This window comes from Vibrio sp. RE86, from assembly GCF_013114545.1.
Taxonomy (GTDB): domain Bacteria; phylum Pseudomonadota; class Gammaproteobacteria; order Enterobacterales; family Vibrionaceae; genus Vibrio.
In genome coordinates this window covers 85319-99767 of the sequence record NZ_VTXI01000011.1, presented here as the reverse complement: position 1 = coordinate 99767, position 14449 = coordinate 85319, and the positions used below count along the sequence as shown (strand labels likewise).

Sequence of the window (14449 nt, the reverse complement as noted above, 5' to 3'; positions counted from 1 at the left end):
CATGGAAAAAATCATCAGTAAGCTATACGACCAACAGTCATTGACTCAAGAAGAGAGCCAACAGTTATTCGACACCATTATTCGTGGTGAGCTTGATCCAATTTTGATGTCGTCAGCATTAACCGCACTCAAGATTAAAGGCGAAACACCGGACGAAATCGCAGGTGCTGCCAAAGCTTTACTTGCCAATGCGAATCCATTCCCTCGCCCGGATTACGACTTTGCCGATATCGTAGGAACAGGCGGTGACGGCCACAACACTATCAATATCTCGACCACGTCAGCTTTTGTTGCTGCGGCGTGTGGTTTAAAAGTTGCCAAACATGGTAACCGTAGCGTGTCGAGCAAATCAGGTTCTTCAGATCTTTTAGACTCGTTTGGTATTAACTTAGCGATGACAGCAGAAGATACTCGCAGTGCCGTAGACAAACTTGGCGTTGCATTCTTGTTTGCACCTCAATATCACGGTGGTGTTCGCCATGCGATGCCTGTGCGTCAAACTCTGAAAACACGCACGATCTTTAACATCCTGGGCCCTTTGATTAACCCAGCTCGCCCGAACATCGAATTGATGGGTGTATACAGCAAAGAGCTAGTACGCCCTATTGCAGAAACTATGTTACAAATGGGAATGAAGCGAGCAGCGGTTGTTCATGGTAGCGGTCTAGATGAAGTTGCGATTCATGGTGAAACTCTGGTTGCTGAAATCAAAGACGGTCAGATCCATGAGTACACCATCAGTCCAGCTGATTTCGGTTTGAACACTCACCCACTTGAAGCAATCAAAGGTGGTGACCCAGAAGAGAATAAGGCGATCACGACCAACATTCTCACTGGCAAAGGCACAGAAGCACAAGCTGGAGCGGTTGCCGTCAATGTGGCGCTACTTATGCGTCTCTTTGGCCATGAAGATCTAAAGGCAAACGCAGCAAAAGCTATCGAAGCAATGAATTCAGGTAAGGCTTACCAACTGGTTCAACAGTTGGCAGAGCACGCATAAAAACGGAATTAGAGAAGATGACTCAAACCACCGACAAGTTGTCCACACACGTTTCAGTGAAAGAAGCGGAGATGGCAGAAGTACTCGCTAAAATCGTTCGTGATAAGTACGAATGGGTTGAAGCACGTAAGGCTTCGCAACCGCTAGAAGATTTCAAGTCTGACTTAACGCCCTCTGACCGTGATTTTTACCAAGCACTTCGTAACGATCAAACGGTATTTATCACTGAGTGTAAAAAAGCGTCTCCATCTAAAGGTCTTATCCGTGACGACTTCGATCTGGATTATATTGCTTCTGTTTATAACAACCACGCAAATGCAATTTCGGTTCTGACCGACGAAAAATATTTCCAAGGTAACTTCGACTTTTTGCCGCAAGTACGTAACCAAGTTAAGCAACCAGTAATCTGTAAAGACTTCATGGTCGATACTTACCAAGTCTATTTGGCTCGTCACTATAGTGCAGATGCTATCTTACTTATGCTCTCAGTTCTCAATGATGACGAATACAAACAACTGGCTGATGTCGCTCACTCACTCAACATGGGTATCCTTACTGAAGTGAGTAACGAAGCAGAGCTTGAGCGTGCTATTGAACTAAACGCTCAAGTGATCGGTATCAACAACCGCAACCTTCGCGACCTGTCGACCGACTTAAACCGTACTAAAGAACTTGCTCCTGCTATCCGAGAAAAAGCACCTGAAGCGGTCGTGATTTCGGAGTCTGGGATTTACACCCATCAACAAGTTCGAGACCTAGCAACTTTCGCTGATGGCTTCTTGATCGGTAGCTCTTTAATGGCAGAAGAAAACCTCGAGCTTGCTGTGCGTAAAGTGACTTTAGGTGAGAACAAGGTTTGTGGCCTCACTCATCCAGACGACGCTGCGAAGGTTTACCAATCTGGCGCGGTATTCGGCGGCTTAATTTTTGTCGAGAAATCCAAACGATTTGTTACCGTAGAAGAAGCTCGTTTGACAATGAGCGGTGCGCCACTTAAATACGTTGGTGTGTTCCAAAACCATTCACTTGATTCCATCGTAGATATAACGAATGAACTTGGGTTAGCAGCCGTTCAATTGCATGGCGATGAAGACCAAACGTTCGTTGATGAACTGCGCCAACAATTGGCTAGCGGTGTTGAGATTTGGAAAGCTTATGGCGTCCAAGATGAAATGCCTGCGCTAATAAGAAATCACGTTAACCGTCACCTATTAGATACCAAAGTCGGCAAACAAGTGGGCGGCACTGGGCTTGTGTTTGACTGGTCGCTTATTGGTGATAGATCAGAAGTCATGCTTGCAGGTGGTATTACACCGTTTAATGCACAAAAGGCAGCACAGCAAGGTTGCTTGGGCTTAGACCTTAACTCGGGCGTGGAGTCATCTCCCGGTAAAAAAGACGCTGAGAAATTAGAGCAAGCCTTCGCTGCGATAAGAAATTACTAATTATTGGTAGCTCGACACCATCGGGCTATTTAGATTTAAAGGACAAATATCATGGCAAAATTAGATGCCTACTTTGGCGAATACGGTGGTCAATACGTACCACAAATTCTAGTTCCAGCACTGGAACAATTAGAACAAGCGTTCATTGATGCGCAAGAAGATCCTGAGTTTCGCAGTGAGTTCATGACACTTCTTCAAGAGTACGCAGGCCGTCCAACAGCCTTAACGCTTACTCGTAACCTAACCAAAGGTACAAAAACCAAACTGTACCTAAAGCGTGAAGACCTACTTCACGGCGGCGCACACAAAACAAACCAAGTGCTTGGTCAAGCTCTGCTTGCAAAACGCATGGGTAAAGAGGAAATCATCGCGGAAACTGGCGCGGGTCAGCACGGCGTCGCAACGGCACTAGCATGTGCACTTCTTGGACTGAAATGTCGCGTCTACATGGGTGCAAAAGACGTTGAACGCCAAAGCCCGAACGTATTCCGTATGAAGCTAATGGGCGCGGAGGTAATCCCTGTTCATTCTGGTTCATCGACACTGAAAGATGCCTGTAACGAAGCGCTACGCGATTGGTCTGCAAGCTACGAAGAAGCACACTACTTACTCGGTACTGCAGCGGGCCCTCACCCATTCCCAACCATCGTTCGTGATTTCCAGCGCATGATTGGTGAAGAGACAAAGAACCAGATTTTAGCTCGCGAAGGCCGCCTTCCAGATGCAGTTATCGCTTGTGTTGGCGGTGGTTCTAACGCAATTGGTATGTTTGCTGATTTCATTGAAGAAGAGAGCGTTCGCCTGATTGGTGTGGAACCGGCTGGTAAAGGTATTGATACTGACCAACATGGTGCGCCACTGAAACACGGCAAGACAGGTATTTTCTTTGGTATGAAAGCACCACTGATGCAAGATGAAAATGGTCAGGTAGAAGAGTCTTACTCTGTTTCAGCTGGTCTAGATTTCCCATCAGTTGGCCCACAACACGCACACCTTAACTCGATTGGCCGTGCTGAATACGACAACGTAACGGATGATGAAGCACTAGAAGCGTTCCAAGAATTGGCGCGTAACGAAGGCATTATCCCTGCGTTAGAGTCTTCACACGCACTTGCTCACGCTCTACGTATGGCGCGTGAAAACCCTGAAAAAGAGCAACTATTGGTTGTTAACTTATCAGGCCGTGGGGATAAAGATATCTTCACCGTTCACGACATTCTTCAGCAAAAAGGAGCAATCTAATGAACCGTTATGAGAATCTGTTTACGCGTCTAAACGAAAAGAACCAAGGCGCTTTTGTCCCGTTCGTAACGGTTTGCGATCCTAACCCTGAGCAATCCCTTAAGATTATGGAAACGTTAGTAGAGTCTGGCGCTGACGCACTAGAGCTAGGTATTCCATTTTCTGATCCACTTGCTGACGGCCCAACTATCCAAGGTGCAAACATCCGTGCACTAGAGTCAAAGGCAACGCCTGATATCTGTTTCGACCTGATTGCTCAAATCCGCGCTAAATACCCAGACTTGCCAATCGGTCTACTGATGTACGCTAACCTAGTTTACTCACGCGGTGTTGATAATTTCTATGAGCGCTGTGCTAAAGCTGGTATTGATTCTGTACTGATTGCCGATGTACCAACCAATGAAAGTGGTGAGTTTGTCGCAGCCGCAGAAAAACACGGTATCCACCCTATCTTTATCGCTCCGCCTACCGCAAGTGATGAAACATTAGAGCAAGTGTCTAAGCTCGGCGGCGGTTACACTTACCTTCTGTCGCGCGCGGGTGTTACCGGTGCAGAAACGAAAGCAAACATGCCTGTAACGGCGCTGCTTGATCGTTTAAACAAGTTCGATGCGCCACCAGCATTGCTTGGTTTCGGTATCTCTGCTCCTGAGCAGGTTAAGGAAGCGATTCAAGCTGGTGCTGCTGGTGCTATCTCGGGTTCAGCCGTGGTTAAGATAATCGAGAACAATGTTGAACAACCAGAAGAGATGCTTAAGCAACTGGCTAACTTTGTTTCTTCAATGAAAGCGGCGACACAAAAGTAGTGTTAGCGGCATAGAACGAAAAAGGCAGCATATCAATATGCTGCCTTTTTTATTCAAACTGTCTCGTCCTGTTCGGTATTATGCTCGAGCGGGCTTCTTTCGCTGACGGATCACTCGGTAATCAATCGCTGCCATGTAGTCTTCTTTAAAGTCAGGATTATCGAGCATCAGCTCCGGTACATTCAGTCTTACAACCGTCCCAGCTCTAGCTATCGTTTTCGAGCTATGATTAACGATAAACGTAATACTGCCTTTCTTTACCGTAACCCCTTTATGGAAAATGGGGGTCTGGTTAGGGTTTAAACCTTTAACCAATTCGAATCCAAACAGCGACAACTGCTTACTTGGCATCGAGATTGTCTCTTTAAACACCACTTCGACAAGCTTAGGTTCTGACCGAACCACTTCACCCAGCTTGTTCACTTTCTCTTGCACAGAAGTAGAAAAAACCCACTCGTTCAAGATTGGCTCCCACTTCCCCCCCAAACGGACACAAGCGCGATAGGTGAAGTTATTTTTCGCTCCAGTATTGAGCGTGCAAATATCGATACACCCTTGCTCTTCATAAGGCAGTGTAAGCTTAAACACCGCATCATCGGCGAAGTGTTGATATTTATTGGTGATCTCTTCGACATGCAGGCGGTGTTCACCAAGCGGTAAAGTCTTACTGAACTCGTCAATAACAATCCGACAATGCATCCCTTCAACGCGACAACGAAAGTAATTATTCCCTCTCTCTAGTACATTAAACTCGCGCATTAATCGTTCTCGGTGCTATCAAAGATTTGTTTTGCGAGTTTACTTTGCTCTATGGCAACCTGATCTTTCTCATCAATCTCTTCAAACTCCGCAGGCTCCCCTTTTAACATTTCGAGGATACGTGCACCGTACTTATTATCGAATGCTTTGCCGGTCTCAATTTCACCATCCACACGTTTATCGTGCACAGTTGGATTCAATGAATCGATAGAGGCTGATATCGTCTGCTCTCTTTCCGCCAATCGCTCGTCCATATTTTGTAGAACCACTTCACGGAACCACTGGGTGTAACGACGGTTAAAGTCAGATTCAAAATATTGATCAGAAAAGTTACGCACTTCGCTCATCTTGTAGCGTTTCACATACCGTTCTACTCGATCAAGTTCGTTGGTCGGCACAGGGTTGTGGAACAGACGTTGACGAGCGTTGTACATCGCCTCTTTCGTTGGTGAGTCAGCCAGTTGGCTCAGTCGAACAATCGACGGCGGCCACTCTTTATCTTCGTCTAAACGCTCATAAAGGTTCGCCTCTAGCCTTTTATAACCATCAGGGGTTAATGACGCAGCAAACGCCATAAAGGTGCTATCCGGTTCATCACCAAAAAAGTGGGTAAGCTTAGAACCAAACGCTGCCAGCAGCATCGCCCAAACACGGAAGATTTGACCTGTTTGCTCTTTGTTTTCGAAACGCTTCATACGCTCTTCTGCTTGTACAGAAAAGCCTGAACTGGTTCGAGGTAATTGATTCGTAGAATGTTGAGCTACCGAACGAGAGTTGTTTCCATAGTTGTACACTGGTACGGTCGTCGCAACCTTTTTAGCCACTCGACCTTGACGTTTCAGGTGTTCTTCAAAAGAGTCACCCAACTCGTTCATGTTCTTAGGTTTATTGTAATCATGGCTCATAAGTAGGTACCATTTTAATCGTCAAATCGGGCCATATAATTCGCTGCTTTCTCTTCGAAGGAACTCAGCGCTGATTGTCTTACGGGTTTTGCTTTTCCGGAGCTACGATCACGGAAAGATAAATCTTTGAAGTAGTCAATTTTCTGGTGGAGTCGATTGATCAACTTGTCCAGCTCGAAAATCTTCTCACCTGAGGCATGAACATCTTCAACAAGAGAATTCCAAACTTCCTGCGTGTTACGTACACCTTTTTGGAACATGATGCCTTCTGCCCACGCGTGAATCTCTTCCATATGAATCTCAATCACATTGTACTGCTTACGTGAAGAGGATGAATTGAGGGGAGAGACTTGTGCACGCTGCATTCGGTTCAGCTTGCCTTTAGAGTTTTGTTTGTTCGCATTAAGGCGTTCTTGCTGCTGCTGTACTTGAGCGAGTAAATCAATCTGCTCTCGTTCACTTTCACTCATGTAGCTTTGACCTTCTAAGCAAAGCACCCCACTAAAAACTGGATTAGATTTACTTTGATTTGGGCTCAACTGAATTAACGAGATATTAGACGAGATGAAATGTCGCAGCACAGTACTGATGACACCTTGAGCCATACTAGTCAGTTGGTGGAGCTCCTCTACAGAGGTTTGGAAATTACCTTTGTTATCTGCGATTTCAGCTAACGCAAGCAGAAGAAGCTTATCTTCAACCTTTACAGGACCATATTTCCACGCAAGCTGCGTTAAATGAGACGACATACTTAGATTCTCTATACGTTACATCCATTTAATTATCGTGGAGAAGCCTATAAACATCAATGGAAAATCAGAGAATAGACCCTGCACTATCGAATCAAAAGTCATGACGATTATCTATATACACCTCACCATCGGCAGATGTTACAGCATATAACCAACAATGTTTCACATTTCAAAATCTGAAAGTTATTTCGACTAAAAACCATTTCGGCACACTATGCACTTCAACTCACAACTCAACGCCACAAACACACAATCATTTAACATTTAGCCTTCTTTGCAACACAAGAAAAAATCATGGACTTTATAAATAAAACGCCGCACTACAATAGAAATCACAAAAGCAAACGTTTGCCTTTGAGTAAAAAAGCACCAGATTCTATTTTTTTTCTATTTATTTCTACATTTCGTTAATGCTTCATATTGATACTTGTAAAGATTACGTGTAAAAAGCGAGGCGAATTGATGAACTACAGAAGATTTTCCTTCATTTAGCTCATTATTAAAGATTAAATTTTGTTAGCACAGAGGTTATGGAAGTGTTAAAAGAAAAAGGTTTGCTTAGCAATATTGGCGTACAAGTTGTCATCGCCATGATCGTAGGTACTGCAGTGGGTGCCTTCATGGGCGAAAGCGCAACAATGTTTGCTCCACTTGGTGCTATCTTCATCAACTTGATCAAGATGCTCGTTATCCCATTGGTTGCCGTTGCACTTATTTCAGGTGCTGCTGGTCTTGGTAATAGCCAATCAGCGGGTAAAGTTGGTCTAGTCACACTGGGCTACTTTGGTTTGACTTCAGCACTGGCTGTCGCTCTAGCACTAATCATGGGTGAAGTATTCAAGCCTGGCATGGGTATCGACGTTTCTGGCGTTGAAGGCATGTTCTCAGCTGAATACGCGTCGAAAGGTGAACTTCCTACTTTCTGGGCTACCGTAACAGGTATGATCCCAACCAACGTTTTCCAATCACTGAATGACGCTAACATCCTACAGATCCTTGTTTTCTGTCTATTCTTCGGTATTGCTATCTCTAAGCAAGCGAAAGAACGTCGCGACCCAATCATCAACGGCGTAAACTGCATTGTTGATGCGATGGTTTGGATGATCAACAAGGTGATGGTCATTGCACCTATCGGTGTATTCGGCCTAATGGCAGAAGCTGTGGGTACGTTCGGTTTTGGCGCTCTAATGGTAGTGTTTAAGCTATTCGTTGTTTATGTAGCGGCTATCCTAGTATTTGGTTTCGTTGCTTACCCGCTAATGGTTCATATCTTCACTAAAACCTCTGCGAAGAAGTTCCTAACGGCAATGAAAAAGCCTCAAGCAGTAGCACTGTCTACAGCGTCTTCAATGGCGACACTTCCAGTCACTATGGACACGGTTGAGCATGAGCTAGGCGTTAAGAACTCAACAGCATCATTTGTTCTACCACTTGGTGCGACAATCAACATGTCTGGTAACGCTATCTACTACGGTCTTGTGGCTATCTTCTTTGCACAGTTGTTCAACATCGACCTAGGCATGGGCGCTTACATTGCAATCATCGTAACTTCTACGTTAGGTGCAGTAGGCCAAGCAGGTGTTCCTGGTCCTTCATTCCTTGTTGTTGCAGTACTTCTAGCGGCTGGCATTCCAATCGAAGGTCTACCACTACTGTTCGCTCTTGACCGTATCTTCGACATGATTCGTACAGCACTAAACATCACTGGTGATGCAGCGTGTGCCGTTATCGTTGACGCTTTGATTGAAGACGAAGAAAAAGAAGCTGAGCTTCAGAAGCAGCAAGCTTAAGCATCAAATGAACATGATAAAGCCACTCAATTGAGTGGCTTTTTGTTTTTGGTGAGCTTGCTAAATTATGAGAAGACCAATGCACCTATATGGAGAACCACGACACTGCATGTGAGCCTTTTTCGCATGTTTAGATAATGACCTCGCTTTGTGTTGTCATCGGCGTGCCAAACTCTTTTCTCTACGTACCAAACAGAGATGAATCCAAGTCCGAGCATAACAATCACCCACTCAAAGCTCACGCCTGTTTGCACCATAAGGCCCCACACTAACAAGGCAAAAACATTACTCAAAACCAGAGCATATCTGCTGGTTTTGTCTTGCATTTTCTCTAGGCCTTTTCCCCAAAGCACGCCCGACAGAAAACTCAGTATGACCGCACTGTATGATGCAAACACCGTACTGCCTGCAATGCCTACTACACTCATGTTTGTCGCCATCATTACGACACCCAATAGGAATGGCAGAAGCCCCAAATAGCCGAGTGAGAGCATTGTTTTATTAGAAGAGTTCATCGCCGCCTCCTACAACTGCTGTTTGATGGTGTTTACTAGCGTAGGGTCCGTCGGTTTCATCGTGCTCGGAAAGGTCGCGATAACACTCCCCTCTTTACTTATAAGAAACTTGTAAAAGTTCCACTTTGGAGAGACACCTGCTTGTTCACTGATTTTAGAGAAGACAGGGTTAGCGTTAGCTCCCCTAACTTGCGTTCGTGCCATCATCGGAAACGTAACGCCATAATCGAGATAGCAGACTTTCGCAGTCTGTTCCTCTGACCCTTTGTCTTGGCGAAAGTCATTACTCGGAAAACCGACAACCGCAAAACCTTGATCTTTAAACTGTTGGTGAAGTTGCTCTAACTCGGCATATTGAGATGTGAAGCCACACTGGCTCGCAGTATTAACAATAAGTAAGGTTTTACCAGCAAACTCCTCACACAAACTCACTACATCAGTAGAGTTAAGTAAACGCTGCTGCCCTTTCAGAATGTCTGGGCATGTATTGGCAAACGTCAAAGATGAGCTTAAAAGGGTAGCCGTAGCGACTATGGACGGGAGTATGTTCATTATCATGCCTCACGAGTTAGTTTCTACACTATTACTGCGAAAGGCATAAATATGATCACTCTATATACAAGTAAGGATATCTTTCTAAGATTTACTGAGGCGACCATTTATCTGGTCGCCATTTTTGACCGTTTAGAGCGCTTATAAGAAATGCAGCGTAGCATTCAACGTCATACTATTAACACGATCACTTGAATCCTCAATTTTCAAACCAAAAGACTGATAACTTGCACCCACAGTTATGCCAGGAAGTATTGAATACTCAGCCCCTACACCATACATAACCCCAACTCCTGTATCATCAGAAATAGAATCCAACGCACCTGAATAGCTTACTTTGTAACTATTTATGCCACCTTTAGCGTAAATATGGAAAGGACCGAAATCAATACTCGGTTTGGTAGCAAAATAGAAAGAAGAAGCATCAGCGCTACCTTTTTGATTCGAATCACCAGAAAGAGTAAGATCAATTGACCCATGGTTAAAATAACCGGCTTCTAAGCCAAAAATTGGTAGAATCCCTGTTCCCGCATGAATGCCAAACGCTGTCCCTTTTTCACTAGCAAAGTTTGACTGACCAGCCTGAATACCACCATAAAGCCACGAATCTGCACTCGCCCCTCCAGCAAAAGTAGCTAAGGAAATGAGGATTAGAGTTTTTTTCATTATTAAACACCGACATTAAAACAAAACGACATACTATTAAATCAATGTTTGCGTGGAATTTTTGTAGATGTTGATAGAAAGTCGAGTAAGAAGACCACATTGAACTTTTAAAACACCCAAGCTCTAAACTGATTAACGCCCTATTCGTTCACCTTTTTAGGCCGAGGTGAGGCAAGGATATCTTTCTAATGTTGACTCTAGCGCCTAATCTTGCAGCCAATAGATACATTCCTCCAATTTTCCTATGCAAAAACAGCGCATCAGCCGGGGGAGTATGCCAATAGTCTTGTTCCATACTTAGAACCGTTCCTGCTTCTCGTAACCGCTGAGCAAGTCCACTCTCTTTGAAGTCGTATTCTTGCTCCACTAACATCGGTTCGCACGCGAGTTTAACTAGGTTCAATATCGCTTGGCGTTGCTGCGGCATAATATCTTGGCTAAAGAAACCAATTTGTTCGAGTGATTGATTCAAAGCCTGCTCATCATTTTGCACAACCGCTTTAAACGCTCCTCGATACCCTTCACTGATGCGGTCGCTGTACTCTCTCGTCGCACCGAAATCGAGCAAACCAATCCGTCGCGTTTGCTCACAATAAACGTAGTTTGCGAAGTTAGGATCCGTCTGAACCATCTTGTATTCAAACAGCTCATCAAACATTAACTCCAACAAGTGATGCATTACCGCATCTCGGGTAGCCTGATCGAGTGATTCGATTTGCTCTATGGGTACCCCTTCAATAAAGTCCATCGCTAACACTGACTCTGAGGTGATGGTGCGGTGAATGTTTGGCACCATAAACTGAGGTTTGTCAGCTAAGGCAGATCGATAGCGCTCGGCAAAATCGGCTTCTCGTTGGTAATCGGCCTCATCATGCAACTGTTTTTTTGCATCTTCCAATAGGCCTTTGTAGTCGACAGATTTTGGAATCAAACCGACGACATTTAATAGAGTGCCGACATTATCGACATCGCTATCAATACTCTTTCTGATTCCCGGATACTGAACCTTGACCGCGATCTTTTCACCAGCATCACTATAAGCTTGGTGTACCTGACCAATAGATGCACTCGCAATCGGCTTAAAGTTGAATGCAGTAAACTCCATTTTCCATTGAACGCCTAACGCTTGCTCCATCACTTGGTTGAGCTGCTTTGCCGGAAGCGGGTCTGCATCTGAGCGAAGCCTAGCCAAAATGTCCGCAAGCTCTGGTTCTAAAATATCACCGGCATCCATAGACAGCATCTGACCAAGTTTCATCGCAGCACCTCTAAGATGAGCCAGTTGCTCGGTAAGTCTAGCGATGTTGGTTGGCGTAAGTAGCAACTCTTTTGCTTTAGGCCTATTCCCCTGAGCGAGCTGTTTGGTCCCTTCTGCAATCACATTACCTGCCACTCTTGTCGCCAATGATGCGAGTTTTCCGAACCTCGACACTCTGTGCGTCGGTATGTTGGTTTCTTTTATCGACATGAATAATTCTCTCTTGGATTCGTCCTTGTATACGCAAATCGAGTCTATTCAGCTCATTGCCTTGAATATCATTAAGACGAGAACTGCTTAAATTGTAAGTCGACTAAACGTTGGTATAACAGACAACTATCCATTAACTGGGCGTGATTGCCTACATCCACCAGCTCACCATGATCAAAGACCGCAATTTGATCTGCGTGCTGAATGGTAGAGAGTCTGTGGGCAATAATGATTGTTGTTCTATTTTTCATCAGCTCTTCAAGCGCTTGCTGAACATGGTGCTCGCTCTCACTGTCTAGCGCGCTGGTCGCTTCATCTAAAAGCAAAATATTTGGATCTTTGAGTATCGCTCGAGCAATCGCAATACGTTGTCGTTGCCCCCCAGACAAACGCACACCTCGCTCACCCAAGAAGCTACTGTATCCCTTTGGCAATTTCATAATAAAGTCGTGGGCGTGCGCTTTTTTGGCAGCCTCAATGACTTGCTCATCGGTTGCCTCCGGGTTGCCATAACGAATATTGTAGAAGACATCATTACTGAACAATGCCGGCTGCTGCGGTACGAGTGCCATTTGGTCTCGCAGCGCCTGTGGTGCCAACTCTTTGATATCCACATTGCCTAGCATGACCTTACCTTTTTGAGGGTCGTAAAAGCGTTGCATTAATTCAAATAGCGTGCTTTTCCCCGCACCAGATGGGCCGACTAAAGCTAAGACTTTACCCTCTTTCGCGGTAAGGTTGAGTTCCTTCACTGCTACGCTATCAGGCCTCGAAGGATAGTAAAAATCGACGTTGTCAAAACGGATTTCTGCGGCATTTGGCTGCTTAGTTGATGTGGAGGCAACAGGAGCCTCAATATCACTTTGTACTTGAAGTATTTCGACCAAACGTTCAGTCGCACCTGCCGCACGCTGCAGCTCTCCCATCACTTCCGAAATGGTCGCGAGCGACGAAGCCACCATTATGGCGTAAAAGACAAACGCACCAAGATCGCCAGCCGACATAGTGCCGTGAATGACGTCGCTGCCACCGACCCAAAGCATGCCTGAAATAGCGCTGAATACGATGACAATCACCCCAGAAATCAATATGGCGCGCTGCTTTACTCGCTTACGCCCTATCTCGTACGCTTTTTCGACTTCGGTGGAAAAATGGCTTTTCTCATGAGCCTCTCTGCTATAACTCTGTACGGTTTTGATGTGCTCGATCGCCTCTCCTGCGTAGCTGCCCACATCCGCCATCGAGTCTTGGCTTTGGCGCGATAAAGCCCTCACTTTTCGCCCATAGAACAGAATTGGAACAAGAATGAACGGCACAGAGGCCAATACGATTAAGGTGAGCTTAATATTGGTGGCAAACAGCATGATGATGGCGCCAACACACATAAGTGCGCTGCGCATTGCCATAGAGAAAGACGAGCCGATAATACTTTGTAGCAAGGTCGTATCCGTCGTTATTCTCGACATGATGTCGCCACTGCTGTTCGTCTCAAAATAACTTGGGTGGAGGGTCACCACATGATTAAACACCGCTAAGCGAATATCCGCACTGACTCGTTCGCCAACTGACGACACCAAATAGAAACGAAAAAACGTACCGATAGAAATCAGTAACGTGATGACGAGAATAAAGCCAATCGCGCTACCGAGCTCTGCGGTCGACTGCTGTGCAAGTCCTTGGTCGATTAAGATTCTTACGCCGTGGCCTACCGTTAACGTCAATGAAGCCGTTGCCACCAATGCGATAAGGGCGGCAAAGACCTTGAGTCGATATGGCTGGATAAATTTAAAAAGTTCGAACAGTATGCCAAGGTTCTTCTTGCTGCTATCTGCGCTGTTGGCATCCGACTCTAAGCTTGGATTAGACTGCATCAATACGCCTTATGTTTCGATTTTTAGACTCATAACTAAGTTATTGGGGCGCAATTGATATTCGCAAGTGATCCCCATCGATAGTGTGCGCTGAGGCCGATTGCTCAGTCTGTTTTGGGATAATTTCAGAGACAAAAAAGCCCGACCGAAGTCAGGCTTTTGGGATTAACTGAACGTTCAGATTATAGGAAATGGAACGTCGCGTTAAGAGAGAAGTTCTTCACATCTTCTTCTTTCATCGAGAATACATTGTAGCTAGCACCTAGAGAAATAGGGCCCATAACAAAGTACTCTGCACCAACACCATACATCATGTCGATTTCGTCTTCTTTAAAGCTGCCGCCAGTTAGCTCGTAAGAGTGCAGACCTGCTTTTGCGTAAACATGCAGTGGGCCAAAATCGATGCTTGGCTTAGCCGCAAAATAAACTGCTGAACCTTCAAGGTTGTTGAATGTAACGTTGCCGTAGTTGACGTTGTCAAACTCACCAAAGTTTTGGTAACCCGCTTCAAGGCCGATGAAAGGAAGGATGCCTGTACCCACGTGTACATTGTAAGAAGTCGAAGACTCGTTACCAAGATCCGCCTGACCCACACTTGCGCTACCGTAAATCCAAGAATCCGCAGAAGCTGTAGCTGATGCGCCGATTAAAGCTAGCGCTAGTAGTGTCTTTTTCATA

Annotated in this window: 14 protein-coding genes; 5 read left to right on the top strand and 9 right to left on the bottom strand. The window is 45.2% G+C overall.

Annotated features, from left to right (window positions below):
• Position 1 precedes the first annotated feature (1 nt).
• The 4 genes from trpD to trpA are packed head-to-tail and all read left to right on the top strand — an operon-like array spanning position 2 to position 4493.
• Positions 2–1000: an anthranilate phosphoribosyltransferase gene (trpD, locus tag F0231_RS12370; RefSeq protein ID WP_171760040.1), complete on the top strand. Its 999-nt coding sequence runs from the start codon at positions 2–4 to the stop codon at positions 998–1000.
• A 17-nt stretch (positions 1001–1017) separates the two neighbouring features.
• Positions 1018–2445, top strand: coding sequence for a bifunctional indole-3-glycerol-phosphate synthase TrpC/phosphoribosylanthranilate isomerase TrpF (gene trpCF, locus F0231_RS12365; RefSeq protein ID WP_171760039.1), 1428 nt, complete (start codon positions 1018–1020; stop codon positions 2443–2445).
• A gap of 51 nt (positions 2446–2496) precedes the next feature.
• Positions 2497–3687 (top strand): tryptophan synthase subunit beta, encoded by a 1191-nt coding sequence (gene trpB / locus F0231_RS12360; RefSeq protein ID WP_171760038.1) that lies wholly within the window; start codon positions 2497–2499, stop codon positions 3685–3687.
• Positions 3687–4493, top strand: a complete 807-nt coding sequence (gene trpA, locus F0231_RS12355) for a tryptophan synthase subunit alpha (RefSeq protein ID WP_171760037.1) — start codon at positions 3687–3689, stop codon at positions 4491–4493. Before trpB ends, trpA begins: the two co-directional genes overlap by 1 nt.
• Positions 4494–4571: 78 nt before the next feature.
• Here the strand turns inward: trpA and F0231_RS12350 are convergent, their stop codons facing one another.
• The 3 genes from F0231_RS12350 to F0231_RS12340 are packed head-to-tail and all read right to left on the bottom strand — an operon-like array spanning position 4572 to position 6906.
• Entirely contained in the window at positions 4572–5252 is a 681-nt protein-coding gene (locus F0231_RS12350) for a hypothetical protein (protein WP_171760036.1), read from the bottom strand.
• Entirely contained in the window at positions 5252–6157 is a 906-nt protein-coding gene (locus tag F0231_RS12345; protein ID WP_171760035.1) for a hypothetical protein, read from the bottom strand. Before F0231_RS12345 ends, F0231_RS12350 begins: the two co-directional genes overlap by 1 nt.
• 14 nt (positions 6158–6171) lie before the next feature.
• Complete coding sequence (locus tag F0231_RS12340) at positions 6172–6906, bottom strand: hypothetical protein (RefSeq protein WP_171760034.1); 735 nt, start codon at positions 6904–6906, stop codon at positions 6172–6174.
• Between the two features lie 533 nt (positions 6907–7439).
• Between F0231_RS12340 and F0231_RS12335 the strand changes: the two genes are divergently transcribed.
• Entirely contained in the window at positions 7440–8699 is a 1260-nt protein-coding gene (locus F0231_RS12335) for a dicarboxylate/amino acid:cation symporter (RefSeq protein ID WP_171760033.1), read from the top strand.
• Positions 8700–8764: 65 nt separating this feature from the next.
• Here the strand turns inward: F0231_RS12335 and F0231_RS12330 are convergent, their stop codons facing one another.
• From F0231_RS12330 to F0231_RS12305, 6 genes are all read right to left on the bottom strand, one after another.
• Positions 8765–9214 carry a DUF3429 domain-containing protein gene (locus F0231_RS12330; protein ID WP_171760032.1) on the bottom strand — a complete coding sequence of 150 codons (450 nt, stop codon included), beginning with the start codon at positions 9212–9214 and terminating at the stop codon, positions 8765–8767.
• A gap of 9 nt (positions 9215–9223) precedes the next feature.
• Complete coding sequence (locus F0231_RS12325; protein ID WP_171760031.1) at positions 9224–9772, bottom strand: glutathione peroxidase; 549 nt, start codon at positions 9770–9772, stop codon at positions 9224–9226.
• 135 nt (positions 9773–9907) lie between these two features.
• Positions 9908–10432, bottom strand: coding sequence for a porin family protein (locus tag F0231_RS12320; RefSeq protein WP_171760030.1), 525 nt, complete (start codon positions 10430–10432; stop codon positions 9908–9910).
• Between the two features lie 148 nt (positions 10433–10580).
• Positions 10581–11900, bottom strand: coding sequence for an AarF/ABC1/UbiB kinase family protein (locus tag F0231_RS12315; protein WP_171760029.1), 1320 nt, complete (start codon positions 11898–11900; stop codon positions 10581–10583).
• Between the two features lie 71 nt (positions 11901–11971).
• On the bottom strand, positions 11972–13771 hold the full coding sequence (locus tag F0231_RS12310) for an ABC transporter ATP-binding protein/permease (protein WP_171760028.1): 1800 nt from the start codon (positions 13769–13771) through the stop codon (positions 11972–11974).
• Between the two features lie 182 nt (positions 13772–13953).
• Positions 13954–14448, bottom strand: a complete 495-nt coding sequence (locus tag F0231_RS12305; RefSeq protein WP_171760027.1) for an outer membrane beta-barrel protein — start codon at positions 14446–14448, stop codon at positions 13954–13956.
• Position 14449 lies beyond the last annotated feature (1 nt).

What these genes read in the sequence shown, in the direction of transcription:
- trpD (WP_171760040.1), top strand. Translation starts at nt 2, where the DNA reads ATGGAAAAAATCATCAGTAAGCTATACGACCAACAGTCATTGACTCAA.
- trpCF (WP_171760039.1), top strand. Translation starts at nt 1,018, where the DNA reads ATGACTCAAACCACCGACAAGTTGTCCACACACGTTTCAGTGAAAGAA.
- trpB (WP_171760038.1), top strand. Translation starts at nt 2,497, where the DNA reads ATGGCAAAATTAGATGCCTACTTTGGCGAATACGGTGGTCAATACGTA.
- trpA (WP_171760037.1), top strand. Translation starts at nt 3,687, where the DNA reads ATGAACCGTTATGAGAATCTGTTTACGCGTCTAAACGAAAAGAACCAA.
- F0231_RS12350 (WP_171760036.1), bottom strand. Translation starts at nt 5,252, where the DNA reads ATGCGCGAGTTTAATGTACTAGAGAGAGGGAATAATTACTTTCGTTGT.
- F0231_RS12345 (WP_171760035.1), bottom strand. Translation starts at nt 6,157, where the DNA reads ATGAGCCATGATTACAATAAACCTAAGAACATGAACGAGTTGGGTGAC.
- F0231_RS12340 (WP_171760034.1), bottom strand. Translation starts at nt 6,906, where the DNA reads ATGTCGTCTCATTTAACGCAGCTTGCGTGGAAATATGGTCCTGTAAAG.
- F0231_RS12335 (WP_171760033.1), top strand. Translation starts at nt 7,440, where the DNA reads ATGGAAGTGTTAAAAGAAAAAGGTTTGCTTAGCAATATTGGCGTACAA.
- F0231_RS12330 (WP_171760032.1), bottom strand. Translation starts at nt 9,214, where the DNA reads ATGAACTCTTCTAATAAAACAATGCTCTCACTCGGCTATTTGGGGCTT.
- F0231_RS12325 (WP_171760031.1), bottom strand. Translation starts at nt 9,772, where the DNA reads ATGATAATGAACATACTCCCGTCCATAGTCGCTACGGCTACCCTTTTA.
- F0231_RS12320 (WP_171760030.1), bottom strand. Translation starts at nt 10,432, where the DNA reads ATGAAAAAAACTCTAATCCTCATTTCCTTAGCTACTTTTGCTGGAGGG.
- F0231_RS12315 (WP_171760029.1), bottom strand. Translation starts at nt 11,900, where the DNA reads ATGTCGATAAAAGAAACCAACATACCGACGCACAGAGTGTCGAGGTTC.
- F0231_RS12310 (WP_171760028.1), bottom strand. Translation starts at nt 13,771, where the DNA reads ATGCAGTCTAATCCAAGCTTAGAGTCGGATGCCAACAGCGCAGATAGC.
- F0231_RS12305 (WP_171760027.1), bottom strand. Translation starts at nt 14,448, where the DNA reads ATGAAAAAGACACTACTAGCGCTAGCTTTAATCGGCGCATCAGCTACA.